This window comes from Bacillus daqingensis (assembly GCF_042654445.1).
Classification (GTDB): domain Bacteria; phylum Bacillota; class Bacilli; order Bacillales; family Salisediminibacteriaceae; genus Alkalicoccus; species Alkalicoccus luteus.
The window spans coordinates 179,771-198,965 of the sequence record NZ_JBHSGK010000003.1 but is presented as its reverse complement, the minus strand read 5'-3'; the positions used below and the strand labels follow the sequence as shown (position 1 = coordinate 198,965).

Sequence of the window (19,195 nt, the reverse complement as noted above, 5' to 3'; positions counted from 1 at the left end):
CCTTAAACACCAGCAAAACGGGAACGCACGTTCTATTTAACCACTAATCAGCCGGCGTGTCAACCTGATGAATCGCCTCAAAATCGTCTGACTATCTTTTTCTCACCACTGCTCGTTACCTGCACCGGTAAACAAAGACCCGCTCCAGTTAAACAGAGCGGGTCGTCCAGAGTGTTGATAAAGTATTTTATAGTAAATATCCTTACACCTGCCTGTATCTGCGGACACTCGCTTTCCGGAGGGAACGGGCTCGGCTTTCCCTTCTTCCATCGGAAGCGCTGGATCTTCGCCTCGTTCTGATCCTCCCGGAGTCGAGCTCCTTCGATGCAGGCAGCTGGCAGTGCGTTTCATGTGTCTATTTATAAAGGCACGATCGGCTTCCATACGGATAGAACCTTCCGATGAGGCGTTTTGATGTTAAATAGAGATACCAGTCCTTCATCGAACGCATGATAAACGTAAAAAAACAGTCGCGTCTGCCTGTCGTGACGTTGTTCTCCAACAAACAGAGCCGTTTTCCCGATGCGTCCGGCATGCCCGTGGAAGCCGCGCCATCCTCCCTTGCCTTTCTTCCCTTCATATAGGGGTCACTCTGAGAAATAGCTGAAGGCCAGCCCACGGAAGACTATGTAAGCAGAGAAAAATACAATCAAACGAATAAACATATAAGTTGAAAGACTTTTTTCAACAGCCAGAACGACCCGCTCCAGTTAAACGGAGCGGGTCGTTCTGTATGCCAGCCTGGCAAAGCCAAAAACAGCTGCTTACTGCTGATGCTCGGCCAAAAAATCGAGCATACGGCGGTAGACTCGAATCTCATTTTCTTTTTTCGAGAAACCGTGTCCCTCATCGTCCAGGACGAGATAATCTACTTCAGTGCCCTGACGTTTTAAAGCTTCTACGATTTGATCAGATTCTTCTTTCACGACGCGAGGGTCGTTCGCCCCTTGAATGACCAGCATCGGCTTTTTCATGCCGTGAAGATACGTAATCGGGGAGTCCTTTTCCAGTCGCTTTTTATCTTTAACCGGATCTCCGAGCCAGCGATCCATAATTGGCTTCCAGTGATCCGGCACCGATTTAATGAATGTGAACAAATTGGATACCCCGAAAATATCGACCACAGCGCGGAAATAATCGCTGTGACGGCCGTGCAGCAGCAGCGCCATATAGCCACCGTAGCTGCCCCCAATCAGAAACAGCCGATCCGGGCTGCAGTATCCTTCTTTAAAGAGCCATTCAATTCCGGCTGTACAATCCAGACGGGGCCCTTCCCCCCAATCCTGTTCAACCAGCTTCACAAAGGAAGATCCATAACCGGTGCTGCCGCGGAAATTAGGAGCGAAAACTGCATATCCTTCGTGCAGAAACGACTGAAACATAGCCCGGTACTGTCGTCTTTCCGCAGCTTGGGGACCGCCATGCGGCCAAAAAATCATGTGTCCGTTATCCTTTTCCGGCTTTGGACGAAACAGAAGAGCTTCTATGTCAGTACCGTCAAACGACGTGTAGCTCACCGTTGACGGCTGAATCAACTCTTCGGAAGGAACGCCCGGGACCAGGTTTTTCGTTAACATCGTCCAGCTGTCTCCCCGGTATCGGAAGATGTTAAGAGGCGTGTCCGCTTCCATTCCCAGCACGTAAATATCGCCACTGGCGGTCATAGAAAACTGCTGAATAATAGAGAAAGGGGCTTGCAGCTCCTCCGGATCAGCAGCGCCGCTGCGCCATCGGTAAAGCTTATCTGCGACTCCTTTTTCCGTTGTGAAAATCAAATCTCCACTTTCTTCATGACGCTTAAGCGACGTAATGCTCTCATTCGGAAGAGAAAGCACAGGCTGCTGGCTTCCGTCTCTCAAATCAACCTTTGTTAAAAAAGAAAACTCCGCTTCCTCATTTGTTACCATAAACAGCGTATGGTCATCTGTAAAAACAGCATCTCCCGTTACATGAGGCTCATCAGGTGTACGGCTTAAGGCCTGCCATTCTCCCTCATAAACCGCATAAGCAGGAACGTGCGTATTAGCACGCATTTCGCTTACAACCGCAAGGGTTCCATCCGGACTTACCGCTTTAAAAAACGCGGCACCTCGTTTTCCTTCAAACAGCTGTTCAAGCGAGTGGCTCTCCAAGTCGTAGCGCCATCCAGTTAAAAAAGATGGGTTGCCTCTGCTCGATGAAAAATAAAGACTGCCGTCTTCGCGGAGATCATGAAAAAAGTGCTTTTCTCCTGGACGTGCTTCAAAAAGCTGTTCCGGAAGCCCGCCTGCCGGCGGCAGTGCATGCAGCTGATAGTTCTCGTCTCCGTCTTTATCGAATGCGGCAATCACACAGGAACCACGTTTATCCTCTTTTAAAAATTGGGCTGATTGACTGGTCTGCGCGAACAGATATGGAAAGCCATCCGGTAAATCCATCGCCCATACATTCATTTTCCCATTGAGATTCGTTGAAAAAAGCATGCGCTTCTCATCCGGCGAAATGGAAAAATGCTGAATCACATACGTCCGGAAAAACTGCTCGACGCGAGCCGGGCGGAATTTCATTCTTCCACCTCCCCGGAAATGCGAAAGGCTATTTTTCCAAACTGCCCGGATTTCTCCATGCGCTGAAATGCTTCATTAGCATCCTTCAGCGAAAAGGTCTTGTCCATGAGCGGGTGAATATTGTGCTTACTGATAAAGGCAAGCATATCCCGATATTCTTCATGACTCCCCATAGTAGACCCGAGTAAATTGTACTGCCCATAAAAGAATTCACGCAGATTCAGCTTTACTTCATCACCCGCAGAAGCTCCAAACATCACCATCGTGCCGCCTTTTTTTAGCTGATCCAGAGATTTCTGAAACGTTGCTGCTCCAACGGTTTCAACTACGAGATCCACCTTTTCTCCTTCAAGCTGCTCTTCCCAGTTTCCAGAGCTGTCGATCGCTGCATCGGCACCAGCTTCAAGCGCCATACGTCTCTTTGCTTCAGAGCGGGACGTGACTATCACCCTCGCACCAGTTTTTTTGGCAAACAAGAGCATCAGTGTTACAGCTCCTCCGCCTACGCCGGGAAGTAGGACCGTATGCGAGCTTTGCAGGCCTCCGCGAGTAAACAGCGCACGGTAAGCAGTTAACGCAGCAAGCGAAAAGACTCCTGCCTCCTCCCATGATAAGTGAGGGGGCTTCGGCTCCAGTGAAGAAGCCGGTACTACAGCGTATTCCGCGAAAGTGCCGTCACCCGGAAACCCGAGAATTTCAAAGCCCTCCGGTGGTGCCGGACTTTCTTCCTCCCAGTGCAGCCCGGGGTTCACAACAACTGCCTCTCCTTCCTCCAGTCCTTCTACATCTTCCCCCAGCTTATCCACGATCCCGGCACAATCAGAACCGATCACGAGCGGATTATCTTCCGTATGTCGATGAAGCACGAACAAATCCCGATGATTCAAGCCGGCTGTAACGACTTTCAGCCTGACCTCTCCTGCACCTGGCTCCGGTTTCGGTATATCCTTTACCGCAGTCCCCTTCAGTCCAGGTTCTCCAGCATGTACAAACGCTTTCATAATGAAGGTCCTCCTTTGACACTATCTGATAAAGGCTGATAGTGTTGATTGGTTCCGTTTTCCATTATACTATAAGTAAATGCATGATTCCCAGCGGGGAGGAGGCGGACGATGAAACTGACAGAAGAACAGCTCCCGGAAAGCGAACGGCCGGTATGGCGAAAGCTTCAACAGCTTGAGCGGCGGGAAAAACAGATTCTCTGGCGGCTGATTCAGCATTCGTCCAAGGATCACCTCTGCATCGTGCAAAACGTTACACCAGCCGTCAACGAACTTGAAGAGCAGGGACTGATTCAGCGCAACCCCGCTTATCAAAGCAGAAACGGCACCAGCTATTACGTGCTGCGGAGGACGCCGCATCTCATGAAAAAACTGCAAACTGCTGCTATCAGGCAGGAAAAAGCTTTTTAGAGGAGGAATTACGTGGAACTGCTTATTTGGGTGGTCATTGCCGCTCTGTTTCTTTTGAGCTTCGTTGGCCTGCTCTACCCTATCATCCCTTCTGTGCTTGTCATTTGGGCAGGCGTTATCCTGTATGCGTTCTTCATCGACGGAGCAGGAGTCAGCTGGTATACATGGCTGTCGCTCGTGCTGTTAACGATTATCATTTTCGTAGCAGATTATGCAGCCAGTATGTACTTCGTAAAAAAATACGGGTCAACTAAACACGGAATGACGGCGGCTACCATTGGCTTGATTATCGGCACTTTTGTTGTACCGCCATTTGGCATCCTGTTCGTACCCTTTCTGCTTGTAATGGCAACGGAGCTTGTGCAGAAACGGACATTGGCTCAGGCGGCCAAAACCGCCGTTGGAACACTGCTCGGCTTTTTGACGAGCACATTTGCAAAAGCACTGATCCAGGCAGCGTTAATTGGTATCTTCCTGATTGATGTTTTCTTGCTGACGTAATTCACACGATAAAGGAGAGCCACATTCATTATGGAAAGTACTGTTCATAAGCATCTTAAACACCAGGCGCTTCTATGGCTGAAGGATAAAATGACCGATTTATGTGCAACAGAAGTAAAGTTTGTTGTAAAGCGGCGAAAGCGGACCGCTGATGCCGTCGGGATTAACATGAAACGAAAGGAATCCCGGATCATTGAAGTAAAAGCAACACGAAGTGATTTTTTGCGTGATCATATTCTGCAGGATGAGCTGGGTTACGAGGCGGTAGCGACATACGCTTACCTCCTGACTCCATCAGGACTGCTTTCGAAGGAGGAAGTGCCAAACCGGTACGGACTGCTTGAAATCGATGAATACGACAGGATTACCGTCACTAAGCGCCCGACGAAAAATAAAGCGCCAAAGCTGAAGCTGGAAACTTTAATAAAGCGAACCGGCCGCGCAGCAACCAACGCTTTTTTGTTTCAGCAGGAGACGAAGCTTTCCCGGGATGAAACGGACGGCGCTTACCGGAAGGATCCAGTGGCTGTTATGGTCCGGGCAACCTGTCCAGCTTGCAAAAAGCGGCGGCCGTATGTACTGGCACCAGAAGCAGAGCAGGTCACCTGCGCACATCGATCGTGCGAGAGAACGTTCGATTTAAGCCGTGCACGGCCTTATCAAACCGCTGCTTATAACGAAGCGTTTCTCCAGCAGCTGCATGAAGCAGCCACTAGGTATGAACCTGATCCGAATGAGCAAGTTACTCATCCACGTTAAAAACCAGGCTGGAAGCATGGACTTCCAGCCTGGCAGTGTGTCGATAACGTCTTTAAGGATGAATAACGCTCTCTCTGAGGTCACTCGTTTTCCGGATAGACCGGGCTCGGCTCTCCTTCCGCTGTATGCCGGAGCTTCGCCTCGTTTTGAGCCGCGGCCCTCCGAATTCAGCAGCTGGCAGGACCTTTCAAGTGCCTGGTTTTTCTATCAGAAGCAGACATTTAGTCATTAAGCTGCTCGAAACCGATGTCATCGATAATCATCCGTCCGGGACCTTCACCGAACCGGAATTCCAGCGCAGCAAGCTCACTCGGTGCATACCCATCAAATAAAGCGGCAGGGATCACATACGTTTGAAAGACAGGTTCGATCGCTTCTTCATACTTGCCGTCCCGGAACTGATCTTCCAAAAATGGATATCGGGAATACTGAGTCCAGATGGCTGATGGGATATCGTAGTAGGCCTGAAGGGGAATATCAACGGTTTCTCCATCTTCAAACAGCAGACCGATTTCCAGAGAAGGATCGGTAGAACCTCTAAGCTCCCCTCCCAGCTCGCGGTCCATTTGCGACATCGAAAACGTGAGAGCATCTTCATCTCCACTAAAATAGTCATTCCGATACTCTTCAGGAAGCAAAAGCCGGTAGGTTCCGCTGTCTCCCCACTCCAAGATCACACCATCAGCTGCTTTCCGATTCCCAGCGCGATCCTCTGTTGATGTTTTCGCCCACTCTGTAAACCCTTCGGCCTCGGCTGCGACCCCTTCCGGAAATTCGCTGCGGTCATTATTTCGATTAAACGTGACGAGAGGCTCATAATGCCCAGTCTGAAAGCGCGATACGTAGCTGGTGTCCGGAAGCCAGTCTGCACCGTAGCGTACGTCCCGGAATAGCAGCTCATACTGGGTTTGGTTTCGAATCGTGGCATGCAGAAACGCCGTGATGAATGTTTTCGCAACCGCACGCTGATCTTCCGGCTCCATCATTTGCTTTCTGCTCAAAAACATGCCCCCAGGGAGGCGCATATCCGCCCGCCCCCAGGCCGTATTAAACTGGCTGTGATTAGCATCCGCTATATAAATAGCTGCTTTCAGTTCTTCCCCTTCCACAGTGGTGCGCCCATACTGTCTGTCACCGCGGAAATTATGCACATCTCCGTCCCGGGCTCCGTGCAGCGTTAAATAGTTCACTCCTGAGGGAGCGGCCCTTTCGTCATCAACCGTCTGATCTGTAGGAGCAAGACCGATCACCGAGGCGACCGGCAGATCCTCTATACCGGAAAGTGTAAAATCCCCTTCAAAAAATCGTTCATAATCCGGTACCATAGCCGCCGCCTGTCCGCCCCTGGAATGGCCGATCAACGTAATTTGTTCCATATTCAGCCTTCCGGAAAGCACATGATCCTCCTCATTTTGCAGCCTGTTCAGTTCGAGCATATGCTGCATAAACAGCCAGGCTCGAAGCCGCATGTTTTCATCAGGTATTCCTGTCCAGTTGGAGAAATTCACGAAGTTCTGGTCGATAGAAGCTACAGCATAGCCTTGACTCGCTAAATGTTCCCCAAGATAAGAATATCCCTCGTCTGAAAAATTTTCCATTCGATGATTGCCGTGCGCGATAAGGACAATCGGAAAGGGCCCTTCCCCTTCCGGAAGCCACATTTCCCCGTTCAGCGGGAACGCACTCTCATCGAATCCCCAAAAGCGGCTCCGCCAACCCGGCCATTCTCCTTCTTCCACATACCTGGTCGCATCAACCGTTCTCGTGACAAAATCCATTCCTTCGTCAAAGTGATCGCGGTGCCTGTCTCCTCCACTTGCGTAAAACAGCTGCTTCGTCTCAAAAGCCCCGGGTTCACCAGGGTGATCTACTGACAGAGGAGTGATGTACTGGTTGCCTTCAAACGTACTTTCCGACTCGTGCTGATCAATCGTCGGGTGAAAAAACAGCAGAAACAAAAACCAGGTCACCGGAACGAGCGAAAGCAGTGTTTTTTTCTTGCTGGAAGCAGCACCGCCCCAAATTTGAAACAAAAAACCAAGCAAATAGGCACTCAGTATGTAAATCCCTGTCATGATCGCCGTAAAAACCGTGCCAAGACTCGCTTCATCCTGTATGTAATAAACTAAGCCTGCTGTGAAAACGGAAGCACTCAACAACACTCTCGGCAGTGGAATGTAAAACAGAGAAAGCAGCGGTGCCAAGACCGCTGCTGTCAGCGCACAGGCTGCGACCGCTGCGATTGTGAAAGCCGGAACATCGAACCAGACACCTATTCCGGTAGGCGTAGAGAGCGCTCCGATCAAACCGGCTGCAGCTGCCGCAAGAAACATGGCAGCAACAGCACCCTCCAGTCCTCTGTCCCACTGTAGAGTACGTTGCAGACGGGTTCGGAACCAGAAAAGCCAGCTTCTCATCCTTCCCTCCTTGAAACTGTTCGTTAAATCAGACTGCCGCATGACCATTCCTCCAAAAAACTACCATTTTACAGAAGCAGCAAGATCCGCTGCTGCTTGATCTTCAGACAGCTGACGCTGGACGTCAACAGAAGAAAGTTCGCCTGCTGCACATGCGTTCAGCTTTGCCGCAGCAGTCGAGCGGTACCAGCTGCTGTTATAAGCAGCGGTTAATGCATCAACCGCGCGCGGAAACCGGCGGAGCACGTACTTTTGATGGTATGCTTCAGCTTCCGTAAATTGTTCTAAGGGAGCTAGTTCTGTATCCACCTGACGGCCCTCCGCTCTGAACTCGCTCAGCAGAAGCTCTGCCTCCTGATACTGTTTTTCTGTAGTATACAATAAAATAGACATGTACTGTCTGCCGCCATATCCATGATTTTTACCAGAATGCTGATCCCAAAATTCCTCCAGCAGGGTACGAGTCGAGAGAATCTCACTGTCATACGTGATTTCAATCGTTTCACTATGGGAGCCCATATTCCGGTAGGTTGGACCGGGCTCATTTCCGCCTGCGTAGCCGCAGCGAATCGACGTAACTCCTTGTAAACGACCGAACCGGCCGTCTGGTCCCCAGAATCAACCGAGTCCGAGCACGATTTTTTCCTCTTGCATATCAAACGCCTCCAGTCTGTGCGTGAAGTCAATTTATTTTACCATTTTCTGTCCTCTTCTGAAAGAAACAGCAAAAGGCATTGACCGTAACGACTACGGTCAATGCCTTGCCTACTCGAGCTTTAACTTCAGTACAAGCCTGCTCCGGGCTCTCCAAAAGGAATTACCTAACCCGGAGGACGGACTGATTCTTTCAATTTACTGTTCGATTTCTACGTCTCTAAGCTGGTACAGCCCTGAGCCATCTGCCCAGAAACCGCTCACTTCATCCCGGTAGCCCATAATGTGGTCCGGATGATAGAGGAAGGAGGCCGGAGCCATTTCATTCAGGTAGTCTACTGCTTCCACGTACAGGTCTTCACGGGCCTGTTCATCTGTCTCTTCCCTAGCATCTGCAATCAAGGCATCAAACTCCGCATCATCAAAGAAGAAGCGATTTCCTTCTCCAACAGAATCAGAGTGGAAAAGCTCGTGCAGCGGATAGTCTGCATCCATCGTCGGCAAGCTTAGGCCAAGAATGAACATGTCATGCTCTCCCTCTGCAGTAGCATCCAGATAGGCTCCCCATTCAAGTACTTCAATGGATACGTCCACGCCGATCATGGACAGATCCGCCTGAATCAGCTCTGCAATGTCCATTCGCTCCTGACTGTCGTTCGTCCAAAGCGTTGTTTCGAATCCGTCTTCATAGCCTGCATCAGCCAAAATCTGCTGTGCCTGCTCCGGGTCATATTCATTTGCTTCTACTTCATCCGAGAAGCCGAACTGCGTTTCGTTAATTGGACCGACTGCTGGCGTACCATTTCCTTCGAGCACACCTTCCAGCATATTATCTTTGTTCACGGCCATATCAAGCGCTCGCCGCACTTCGGGATCGTTAAATGGTTCTACATCTGCGTTGAAGCCCATATAGGTAATGCTCGCCGCTTCAGTCTGGAAGATGTTTACTCCATCTGTTCCTTCTACACGGGACATATCACTCGGCGTAACTGGATCAATCACGTGAGCAGAACCAGTTTCAAGTTCACCGAGTCTTGTGAGATCCTCAGAAACAACTCGGAACGTAGCGGAATCAACGTTTACACGTCCATCCCAGTACTCTTCGTTAGCGTCCAGGACAACCTGATTACCCGGGTCCCAGTCGTTAAGTGTGAACATACCGCTTCCTGCCGGTTCTTCATTAACAATATCCCCTGGCTGCCCCTCATCTTCCATATTCTCGTAGTCTGCTTCAATCAGAGCTGGCGAGACCATGCTGGACGGATACGTTGACAAGTGAGCCGGCAGTGCAGAAAACGGCATTTCTGTATGCAGTCGAATCGTGTAGTCATCGACGATCTCTATCTCTTCAATGACCTCAAAAAGCCCTGCCCGCGGAGAGCCGACATCTGGGTCCAGAAGACGCTCAAGGTTCTGCTGCACTACTTCTGCATTGAACTCCTCGCCATCGGTGAAGGTAACATCGTCACGAAGCTGGAATTCCCATATATCTTCCTCCACATCCTCCCAGCTCTCTGCGAGATGCGGCTGAATTTCGAAGTTTTCATCTGACTTTGTGAGAGTTTCAAAAATATTAATCTGCACATTACCGGACGGTACGTCACTTGTCGTATGCGGATCGAGTGACGTGATGTCAGAAAGCGTGGCAATAATTAAATCATTTCCTTCCTGAAGTTCTTCCACTTCACCGTCGCCGTTATTGTTGTCTGCAGCTTCCTCATTTGTATTGTTTGTGTTATCAGGCGGTGCACCATCGTTACCCGCTCCATCGTTATCCGGCTCGCTGGCACATGCGGCCAGCACCACGAAAGAAGCCAGCAGACCTGACGTTAAATATGTACTTTTCTTCACAGATTGTTCCCCCTAAAAATAAATAGTTAGCAGTCCGAAAAACTACTGTGATGACAAATGTACTAAATTTGTCGAACAATGTAAAGATTGTTTTTTGAAAATTATATTTATTCCTTTCTTTCAGTCTACGTTTATAGACTTGTTAAGACGCTCTCAACCCCTGTCCTTATGGGATTCACGATGTCATAATATGGGAACAAATTTGTCCCGATTTTTTCTGTGTTGTTAAATTATATATCTATATAGTTATGCTACACTGAACAAAGTGACATTACCGCCAGTTGGAACTGCGATTAATGGAGGAATGACGATGGATATGCACGTACAGTTTGTATCATTTTTTACGGTTCAGTCAGGAGAAGGAAGCGTTCGTCAGGCACGGCTTGAACAAACCGTGACAGCTTCTGAGTATGCCGGCAGCGCGCTTGAGTCCTTTTTGCATGAAGAATTCCGTAAAATGCTGAAGCGAAAGGCGGACCGGAATCCGACAAGCCATAAATCAGCGACAAAGGTAGGGCAGTTTATTGTCGAAGACGGATATGAACTCGGCTCTAATCCAAATTACGCCATGCTGGAAAATCTCCGGCAGGCAGCCTCCGCAGAAGCGCTTGAGAAAGCAGCCGTCCGCCTAGCCGACGCTTACGCCGGAACCAATTCAGCAAGAGGAGGCATTCTCATGCTCGTGCAGCTTACGGTGACAGAATGGTCCTCCCAACCATTTGTCCTCGCTGCTAAATGTGACTTTGAGGACCACATTGTAACGGTAGGCTCATCAGAGGGAGAACTGCTGCGGCAGGTGAATCGAGCGATTTCCACAAAAGGGATGAAAGCCGTTCAATTCCCGCACATGCCGCAGGAAGGCATGATTGAACCGTGGGAAGTAAAAATACACCAGGCTTCCCATGCCAGCTATTTTGAGGATTTTCTGCCTTATGTCGGATATCCGGAGACGAAGCGGGAGGCAGCCGCAGTAGCAGTTATAGAGAGCGCCCGCGAAGCCGTATTGAGCGAATTTGAAGATGACAGTGAAGAACGGATTGCCGAGGAGGAAGTATTGGAGGCATGGGCAAATACGGAAGAGCGAACGCTGCAAAACCGCTGGGATGAAGAGCAGGTAAGAGAAGTCAGCCGCCCGATTCTCGATCGCAATCCTGAGGTTAAACTAAAGCTGAAGCTGGATCACATGAAAATAGAAGGCCTGCTTGAAGACTTTGGCGAACGCCTTCATATTGCGAGAAAAGACGACCGCTATGTGATTGTTCTGGAAGGAGAAGCTTTTTCATTTGATAAAGAAGCATCTCCGGTAGAGTTTCTGCAGCCGGACGATATGGCAGCTGTCTTCGAACGGATTTTAGCTAAGGCGCCTTTCGATTCAGGTCAGTAAGCAGGCTGAAGATGCCGTGCTGTACAGATCTGCGAATGGCATGAAAAGCGCGAGTGCAGCCGAGCTATTCCCGTTATACATGGGGCACCCTGAGTAAGGATCTTCAGGCTGCGCTAATTCCACGGGCACGCCGGACACAAAGGGGAAATGGATTTGTTTGATGGAGAAAAACGTCCCAATCGCTGGACGCTGCGGCTTTTTTTGGTGGGTACGTTGACGTTCATCCCGATTCGACATCGAAGCGCTGCCTAACGAAAGGTTCCCTCTAGATGGAACAAGCTCGTGTGAATCATCACCAGGATTTCAACCGGACAGCCAGCTGCTAAATCGGAGGAAACTCGACTCCGAGAGGATCAGAACGAGGCGAAGATCCAGCGCTTCCGACGGAAGAAGGAAGCGGTTAGCTGAGGCCGTTCCCTCCGGAAAGCGAGGGTCCGCAGATGCAGGCAGATGCAAAGTCATTCACCTGAAATGACTTTATCAACACTCTGAAACCGCCGGAGACGGATCTCCGGCGGTTCTTTTGACGCTTAAGCAGACTTTTTAGCAGCTCGCTTTTTATTAAACAATTCGCGGCGCCGGCGCATGCCCTTCGTAATGTATCCACCTTTAAAGCTCCGCGGTTCATAAGATGCTACAAAGGCTCTTTCTTCAAAGGATTCAATGATCCGGTAAAATTCTTTTTCCCGGTCCCGGCGAGCCGTGCAGAAAAGCATATATCGCTCCGTTTCAATTCCCTGAACGGAAGAAGTGGATACAGAAAAACCTACTTCTCGAAGCCGGGCGACCAGCTCATCATTTGGCTGAGGAATGTTCGCTTCAATCGTGACATAGCCGATCGCAAGCTTTTCTTCCACCATTGCACCAATATAGAGACCGACTCCAAATCCTAATGCATAGGCAGCCATATTGTAGTAGTTTGATAAATCACTTAATACGAGACCGACAGCAACGACATATATAACACCTTCTAGCACACCGAGACCGGCTGCTTTACCTTTTTGAGATTTAACCATCATAATCGTACGAAGGGTCAAAATCGGGACAAATAACAGCTGCGCGAAGAAAATAATAACGGCTTCAAGCATTGGAGATCGCTCCCCTTTCTCTCTGTATAAAATCGAATTCTGCTTAAGTTTAGCAGGTAATTTTAAAAAGGAAAGAAAATTCATTCGACAAATTACGACAAAACTATTTCCGGTGAATGTAACGTCTTTTCAGGGTGTTCTTCCGCCCCGTTCTCTTTGATGTTTCACTCATTTCACACAAAAAAAGGACGCCTCCACGCGAACGTGAAGCGTCCTTGTTATCCTGGCTTCTTCGTGATGCCGTTATTTCGTCACTTTCAGCCGTTCATCAATTTTCTGGAGCTGCTCTTCAACCTGTGAATCAGTCAGCCCTTCCCGGATCACGTAGCGGTTACGCGGCGATATTCTGCACTGGTGTGTACAGGCGCCGAGAAAGAATGCTTCGTTTTCCTCAGAAGCTAGAATTTGCTTATTACAGGATGGGTCTGCACAGTTAATATAGCGCTCGCATGGCTCGCCGTCGAAATGATCACGGCCGACGACAATATGCTCTTCCTGATTGATCGGCACGCTGATCCGCTCATCAAATACATAGCACTGACCTTTCCAGCCTCGTCCTCGCGCTTCTTCGTCTTTTCCATACGTTACGATACCGCCTTCGAGATGATTCACATTATCGTAGCCTTTCTCCTTCAGCCACCCTGAGAATTTCTCACAGCGGATGCCGCCGGTGCAGTAGGTCAGGATCTCTTTGCCTTCAAGCATCTCTCGGTTCTCATCCACCCACTCCGGGAGCTCACGAAAGTAATCGATATCCGGCCGGATTGCACCATCGAAGTGTCCGAGATCATATTCGTATTTATTTCGGGCATCGAGAACGATCGTATTCGGATCTTTCAGCTTCTCGAGCCATTCCATCGGCTTCAAATAGCGGCCCGTTGTCACACGCGGGTCTACATCTTCCTCATGCAGGCGCAGAGTAACGAGCTCCGGACGCGGGCGCACGTGCATTTTTTTAAATGCATGACCTTCGGCTTCATCTATCTTAAAGATAATATCTTTAAAGCGCCTGTCTGCCTTCATATCATTCATATACTGTTCTGTTTGTTCAATCGTTCCGGAAACCGTTCCATTTATGCCTTCCTTCGCGATTAAAATCCGTCCTTTCAGACCAATACTTTTACAATACTCCAAATGCTGCTGGGCAGCTTCTTCCGGATTCTCAATGTCCGTATACAAATAATAGAGCAAAACGCGATATGCTGCTTTTTCCATCGGTTTTAAACCCCTTTCTCCTGCTATGTTCGTATCCTCGGATATTATACCAAATCTGTTCAAAAAAGAAAGAGACAACTGCGCAGTGTCCTAAACACCACGCTGGTTGCCCCATACGAGCGTGTGAAGCTGCGGGAGCACGCGCGCATTGTTCATCGTTTTATCGGCCATCGTCCAGTCGACCAGCTTTTCGTAGCGGTTGAGCAGATGTGACGCAAGATTCGACGTATCCGCCTCTTCCCCGGTTTCATCATTCCCGGTCTGCAAATAAAACGCCACGTCTGGATAACGGGTATGAATGCTTTTCGCATAGACAAAATCCGCTTCGTCAAAGATGACTACTTTTAGACTTGTATGCGAAAGCCTGTTTTCAACTCGAAGGCGATCAAGAATATCATCCAGCACGGTGAAATCTGTTCTCATGCCAGAACTGGGCGGCTTTGGCGAAATCGTTAAATCGTCAACATCGACAAACCAGTCCTGCCATCGGCTGCCCTGCGTTTCGAGCGCTGCCTGCACCCCTCGTGCATGGAGCTGTTCGATGAGCGAACCCACATGCTTCAGGAGAGCTGGATTCCCGCCGGAGATCGTCACATGCGAAAAATTATCCGGAGCTGTCTCATCCAATTCTGCTACGATTTGTTCCGGCGTCAGCATACGAATATCGTCCTTCGCACTTCCGTCCCATGTGAATGCTGAATCACACCAGCTGCACGAATAATCACAGCCTGCGGTACGGACAAACATCGTTTTCCGGCCGATTACCATTCCTTCACCTTGAAACGTCGGCCCAAAAATCTCGAGTACGGGAAGTGACGGCTGTTTAGTCATCGAGCATCCACTCCCGCTTCATTTCTGCATAGCTCGTCGGTGTCTCAAACAGACGTACAAATTCCGTGCGGCACTGCTGCCCGCTCCGCTGTTCCTTCAGGGCCTCATCCATGCGCTCAAAAATCCATACGACCATATTCTCAGCAGTAGTGTTCATTGGAGGGAGCATTTCATTTAAATAGCGGTGGTCCAAGTAAGGTTCAATCTGCTCTTTCCAAATTTCTTTTATGTCGCCGAAATCCATCATAATCCCGATCTCATCTACATAGCCGCTGATCCCAAACACGACCCGGTAGGTATGCCCGTGCAGGTTTTTACATTTCCCTTCATATGCGTGAAGGTGATGTGCGGCGTCAAACGTGAATTCTTTTGAGACCATAACACGTTTTTGATGGTATTTCAGTTCGCTTTTTTGAATGTCCTCGCCAAGCTGTTCCAGCTTATCGACGATCCGGAAACCAAACATATCATCATGCTTCCTTTCGTTGTAAATACGTTTCGAGGCCTTGTCTGCGAAGTTCACAAGCCGGACAAGCTCCGCATCCGTCTCCAACCACTCCGTTGTAGCAGGTCAATGTCTTCTCACGCACATAGTCGAACACATCAAGTTCATCTGCCAGCTCCCATGTCTCAGCTTTATCGAGCCACATCAAAGGCGTATGCAGGACAAACTCGTAGTCCATTGCCAGATTCAGCGTCACGTTTAAAGATTTGATAAATACGTCGCGGCAGTCCGGATAACCGCTGAAGTCAGTTTCACAAACTCCTGTTACGATATGCCTTGCTCCATTTTGTTTTCCTTTTATCGCAGCAAACGTTAAGAACAGCTGATTCCGGCCATCGACAAACGTGGTAGGAAGTTCTCCTTCGTGCTGTTCAATTTCAATATCTTTCCGGGTGAGGGCGTTTGGGGCCAGCTGATTCAGCAAACTCATGTCGAGCACCGTATGCGGAATTCCCCTCTCGCTGCAGATAGCTGCAGCAGTTTCAATTTCAAGCCGATGCCGCTGTCCGTAATCAAACGTGACAGCCTCCACTGAAGCAAAGCGTTTCTCTGCCCAGGCAAGGCATGTCGTGCTGTCCTGGCCGCCGCTGAATACGACAACTGCCTTTTCTTCTGAGAGCATGTTATCCCGTCCTTTTACTGTCTGCCTGCTTATGAGCATTTGATTGAAATCAAAAAAAGGCCTCGTCCTCTGGATTTCCTCCAAAAAACGAAGCCATCTCCACATTCAGGAACGTGAAGAGACCTAGTTTTTTATAGAGGGTTTAGCTAGAACCTCTCCTGCTCCGCAGGTGTACGTATAGTAAGCCTTGAAAAGAATAGCACAGGGTCACACAGCTGTCAATTATAAGAAAACGTGCCTTACTTCCAGTGACGGCTTCAGGCGCAGCTGGATCGCTGACCGGTATGGCATCTTTCGGCGATACATTGCTGACCCCGGATTTAAAAGCAGGGTTTGACCATGATACCGGAGGTAAGGAATGTGAGAGTGTCCGAAACAGACAAAGTCAGGCATCATGTCGTTAAACCAACGCTTCGCCCGTTCCTCTGTCGTTTTACCGTGTCCTTCGTGTCCGTGAACCACGCCAAAACTTCTGCCGGCTGCCTGGAAGCGCTGAGAGCTCCCCAGCCTAGCGTGAAGCTCCGGAGGGTCCGTGTTCCCCGCCGCACTATAAAGCGGGATACCGAGATGAGAAACCGCTTCAAAAAGCGACAGGGTGTCCCAGTCCCCTGTATGTATTAATACGTCCGCCTGCACCATCAGCTTCCTCAGCTGTTCGGGAAGGTGTGCATACGAATCGGTATGTGTGTCGCCAAAGATGATAATTTCCACACCCGTTTCCTCCTAACGGCGAATCCGATCCTTCAGACAGGACACGTTGACAATCATACCTGTCTGCAGCATATGAAAGGCATCTGCCGCTTTTACCTCTCCAGATGCTTCAGCTAGCAGCGCAAGCTGAACGGGAGATCCGACCAGCGCCAGATACTGTTCGTCCGGAAGTGCCTTCAACGTTGTTTCAACGCTGAAACAGATACCTTCTTGCACCGCCTGCAAAGTGGCACCTGATTCATCTTCAGACAGCTCCCCCCTTAAAAACCGGTCAACGCTCTTTTCCCACTGCCCGTGATCATCAAACGACGCAAAAAAGGGTTCGTGACGGAGCAGCGGACGCCATCGAACGCCTAGTGCCGCTGCAAGCGAATAGGTTGTTTCAATTGCGGAACGGTAGCTGCTGCTTAAGAATGTCGACACATGCACCATATCCGGTTCATAGCGGACTGTCAGCTCCCTTGAGCCTGGAGCCAGTTCGGCATCGACGTGCATGCCAGCTTCCTGCACAACAGAAGGAAGATGAGACATTAGAATTATTTCAGCCATAGGCTCGACTCCTTTACCTGCATACTAAGTACTAGTATACCCAGTTTAACAGGAAAAGAAACGCTTTACTACAACTTTAGATTCAGGTATAAAGATTAGAAACTATTTTATGTAGCTGATTGACAGGAATAAGGTAAAACCGGCCGGCAGGCTGCCGACCGGTTTCTCATGATCTGATTATCCTTTTTGAATCCAGAATGTCAGGACGCCCTCTTCTTCCGCAGTTTCAAGGAGTTTGTGCCCCCCTGATTTCGACCAAGCTGCGATATCTGCTTTTGCTCCCTGGTCCGTGGCGACAACTTCCAGCACCTGACCGGATTCAAGATCTGTCATTGCCTTTTTCGTTTTTACAATCGGCATTGGGCATGCCATTCCTTTTGCATCGAGTACTTTATCTGCGTTCATCATCATCATCCTCCTGAGTTATTGTGCTTTTACCGCACAGCGGTTTGGTCCGATTTCCATTTCGCGTTTCTTTTCATCATCTGGATTAAGACGCCCCATGTTCGTCTGTCTGATTTCCTGATGAGAATTCGGCTGCGGCGGCAGGTTTTCTGTAACGAGTGCACGGAAGTCTTCTTCACTTTCAATATTCAGCCCGTGATTTTCGTTAAACAATACGCCCAGTTTTTCCTGAACGCTTCCATCATCCTGGACTTCATCCATGATCATGAAGTGCGCCGGCAGTACAATCAACTCTTCCGTCAGGCTGCGATACCGGGTATAAAGTGTTTCCCGAAGATCCCCTACCCAGTCCTCTGCTTTTCCAGCTAGGTCTGGCCGTCCAATTGAATCGATAAACAGAATGTCTCCAGAGAGCAGAAAACGGTTGTCAATGACAAAGGAAGTGGAGCCAATCGTATGCCCTGGTGAATACAGCGCATTGATGTCGATGGTTGTATCCCCAATCTGCACATTCGTTCCATCTGTTACCTTTTCATAAGAGAAAACCACTTCTTCTGCGTCCGCTGGCGGAAGCCAATAGCTCGCACCGGTTTTCTCTGCAATCTCACGGCCGCCTGAAATATGGTCGGCATGCAGGTGCGTATCAAATACGTGCTTGATCACAGCCTGCTTTTCTTCAGCAAATGAAATAAAGGTGTCTGTCATACGTGTTGCATCGATAATTGCTGCTTCTCCATTAGAAATCACCATATAGGAGAGACAGCCTTTTCCTAATCGTACGAATTGATACAGCTCCCCGCCAGGCATATCCCCGACCTTTACAGGTTCGAGATGCTCGCTCCATGCTTTCATTCCTCCTTCTAAATAGGCAACATCCAAACCTTCATCTGAAAGCATCTCAGCTACCATCTGGGAAGACCCGACCTTTGCACAGACGACCAGGATTTCTTTATCTTGGGGAAGCTCTGGTACGAGCTCTTCTACTCCATCCAGCAGATCGAAGTACGGCACGTTTTTATACGTGAAGGATTCTGATTCAATCTTCCAGTCTGCGAATGCGTCTTCGTTCCGGACATCCAGAACGAAAACGTCCTTTTTTTGAATAACACGTTCTGCTACCTCGCTTGCTTTCCATGCTGTTACTGTCATGTTTCAAACCTCCTAATTACGAACTATTCGTTTTCTTCTACAGGACCATTCCACTTGCTCATCCCTGGAACAACGTTTTTTACTTGATTAAAATCATTCGCTTCCAGCTTTTGCGCAGCTAAATCGCTTCGATTTCCTGTTCGGCAAACAACAAATGTTTCCTTTGTTTTGTCCAGCTCTGATAAACGAGAGTCCAGTTCACCTAGAGGAATCGATACAGACCCAGGTATATGACTGAATGAGTATTCAGCTGCTTCTCTTACATCGACGATTTGTGCATCTGCACCGAGCTTTTCCTCAAGTTCTTCATTGCTTACTGTATGAGGAAATGTCATATCTTCTTTTTCTTCGCCGGTAGATTTTCTTACGTAATGAATCAAAACATCTCCATCACGCTTCGTACCGATATATTGGTGGCCGCCCTTTTCAGACCAGGCTTTTAAGTCAGCCAGTGATCCTTCATCTGTCGCCTGAATTTCAAGGACACGACCTGGTTCCATCGTTCCAATTGCTTTTTTCGTTTTTACAATCGGCATCGGACAGGCAAGCCCTTTTGCATCCAGCGTTTGATCTGCTTTAATTGTCATAGTAAAACC

General features: G+C 49.0%; 18 protein-coding genes, 1 pseudogene and 1 riboswitch. Of the genes and pseudogenes, 4 read left to right on the top strand and 15 right to left on the bottom strand.

Annotated elements, in window-relative coordinates:
• Positions 1-764: 764 nt before the first annotated feature.
• Positions 765-2,546, bottom strand: coding sequence for a prolyl oligopeptidase family serine peptidase (locus tag ACFO4L_RS02225; protein WP_377908016.1), 1,782 nt, complete (start codon positions 2,544-2,546; stop codon positions 765-767).
• On the bottom strand, positions 2,543-3,547 hold the full coding sequence (locus tag ACFO4L_RS02220; RefSeq protein ID WP_377908015.1) for a zinc-binding dehydrogenase: 1,005 nt from the start codon (positions 3,545-3,547) through the stop codon (positions 2,543-2,545). Before ACFO4L_RS02220 ends, ACFO4L_RS02225 begins: the two co-directional genes overlap by 4 nt.
• 111 nt (positions 3,548-3,658) lie before the next feature.
• On the opposite strand from ACFO4L_RS02220, the gene ACFO4L_RS02215 reads away from it, so the two are divergent.
• From ACFO4L_RS02215 to ACFO4L_RS02205, 3 genes are read left to right on the top strand one after another with little or no spacing between them, the layout of a single operon-like run.
• Positions 3,659-3,958 carry a hypothetical protein gene (locus tag ACFO4L_RS02215; protein WP_377908014.1) on the top strand — a complete coding sequence of 100 codons (300 nt, stop codon included), beginning with the start codon at positions 3,659-3,661 and terminating at the stop codon, positions 3,956-3,958.
• A gap of 12 nt (positions 3,959-3,970) precedes the next feature.
• On the top strand, positions 3,971-4,459 hold the full coding sequence (locus ACFO4L_RS02210; RefSeq protein WP_377908013.1) for a DUF456 domain-containing protein: 489 nt from the start codon (positions 3,971-3,973) through the stop codon (positions 4,457-4,459).
• A gap of 30 nt (positions 4,460-4,489) precedes the next feature.
• Entirely contained in the window at positions 4,490-5,218 is a 729-nt protein-coding gene (locus ACFO4L_RS02205) for a hypothetical protein (RefSeq protein WP_377908012.1), read from the top strand.
• A gap of 221 nt (positions 5,219-5,439) precedes the next feature.
• Here the strand turns inward: ACFO4L_RS02205 and ACFO4L_RS02200 are convergent, their stop codons facing one another.
• From ACFO4L_RS02200 to ACFO4L_RS02190, 3 genes and pseudogenes are all read right to left on the bottom strand, one after another.
• Complete coding sequence (locus tag ACFO4L_RS02200; protein WP_377908011.1) at positions 5,440-7,635, bottom strand: hypothetical protein; 2,196 nt, start codon at positions 7,633-7,635, stop codon at positions 5,440-5,442.
• 60 nt (positions 7,636-7,695) lie between these two features.
• Positions 7,696-8,241: pseudogene (locus tag ACFO4L_RS02195) on the bottom strand (peptide-methionine (S)-S-oxide reductase); the annotation flags it as partial.
• 246 nt (positions 8,242-8,487) lie between these two features.
• Complete coding sequence (locus ACFO4L_RS02190) at positions 8,488-10,140, bottom strand: glutathione ABC transporter substrate-binding protein (protein WP_377908010.1); 1,653 nt, start codon at positions 10,138-10,140, stop codon at positions 8,488-8,490.
• Positions 10,141-10,450: 310 nt separating this feature from the next.
• Here ACFO4L_RS02190 and ACFO4L_RS02185 point away from each other — a divergent pair, with 310 nt between their 5' ends.
• Positions 10,451-11,524: a DUF3900 domain-containing protein gene (locus ACFO4L_RS02185; protein WP_377908009.1), complete on the top strand. Its 1,074-nt coding sequence runs from the start codon at positions 10,451-10,453 to the stop codon at positions 11,522-11,524.
• 530 nt (positions 11,525-12,054) lie between these two features.
• Here the strand turns inward: ACFO4L_RS02185 and ACFO4L_RS02180 are convergent.
• From ACFO4L_RS02180 to ACFO4L_RS02135, 10 genes are all read right to left on the bottom strand, one after another.
• Entirely contained in the window at positions 12,055-12,612 is a 558-nt protein-coding gene (locus ACFO4L_RS02180; RefSeq protein WP_377908008.1) for a DUF2179 domain-containing protein, read from the bottom strand.
• A gap of 243 nt (positions 12,613-12,855) precedes the next feature.
• Positions 12,856-13,827, bottom strand: coding sequence for an oxygen-dependent tRNA uridine(34) hydroxylase TrhO (trhO, locus tag ACFO4L_RS02175; RefSeq protein ID WP_377908007.1), 972 nt, complete (start codon positions 13,825-13,827; stop codon positions 12,856-12,858).
• A gap of 90 nt (positions 13,828-13,917) precedes the next feature.
• The gene (gene queE / locus ACFO4L_RS02170; protein ID WP_377908006.1) at positions 13,918-14,658 is read right to left on the bottom strand and encodes a 7-carboxy-7-deazaguanine synthase QueE; all 741 of its coding nucleotides are present in this window, start codon (positions 14,656-14,658) and stop codon (positions 13,918-13,920) included.
• The gene (gene queD, locus ACFO4L_RS02165; RefSeq protein WP_377908005.1) at positions 14,651-15,124 is read right to left on the bottom strand and encodes a 6-carboxytetrahydropterin synthase QueD; all 474 of its coding nucleotides are present in this window, start codon (positions 15,122-15,124) and stop codon (positions 14,651-14,653) included. The genes queE and queD overlap by 8 nt, the downstream gene beginning before the upstream one ends.
• Positions 15,125-15,128: 4 nt before the next feature.
• Complete coding sequence (gene queC, locus ACFO4L_RS02160; RefSeq protein ID WP_377908004.1) at positions 15,129-15,785, bottom strand: 7-cyano-7-deazaguanine synthase QueC; 657 nt, start codon at positions 15,783-15,785, stop codon at positions 15,129-15,131.
• A gap of 117 nt (positions 15,786-15,902) precedes the next feature.
• A riboswitch (PreQ1 riboswitch) is annotated at positions 15,903-15,947 on the bottom strand.
• 60 nt (positions 15,948-16,007) lie between these two features.
• Complete coding sequence (locus tag ACFO4L_RS02155; RefSeq protein ID WP_377908003.1) at positions 16,008-16,496, bottom strand: metallophosphoesterase family protein; 489 nt, start codon at positions 16,494-16,496, stop codon at positions 16,008-16,010.
• A 12-nt stretch (positions 16,497-16,508) separates the two neighbouring features.
• Positions 16,509-17,045, bottom strand: a complete 537-nt coding sequence (locus ACFO4L_RS02150) for a hypothetical protein (RefSeq protein WP_377908002.1) — start codon at positions 17,043-17,045, stop codon at positions 16,509-16,511.
• 177 nt (positions 17,046-17,222) lie between these two features.
• Positions 17,223-17,450: a sulfurtransferase TusA family protein gene (locus ACFO4L_RS02145; protein ID WP_377908553.1), complete on the bottom strand. Its 228-nt coding sequence runs from the start codon at positions 17,448-17,450 to the stop codon at positions 17,223-17,225.
• An 18-nt stretch (positions 17,451-17,468) separates the two neighbouring features.
• Entirely contained in the window at positions 17,469-18,599 is a 1,131-nt protein-coding gene (locus ACFO4L_RS02140; protein WP_377908001.1) for an MBL fold metallo-hydrolase, read from the bottom strand.
• 23 nt (positions 18,600-18,622) lie between these two features.
• On the bottom strand, positions 18,623-19,186 hold the full coding sequence (locus ACFO4L_RS02135; protein ID WP_377908000.1) for a sulfurtransferase TusA family protein: 564 nt from the start codon (positions 19,184-19,186) through the stop codon (positions 18,623-18,625).
• Positions 19,187-19,195: the final 9 nt, after the last annotated feature.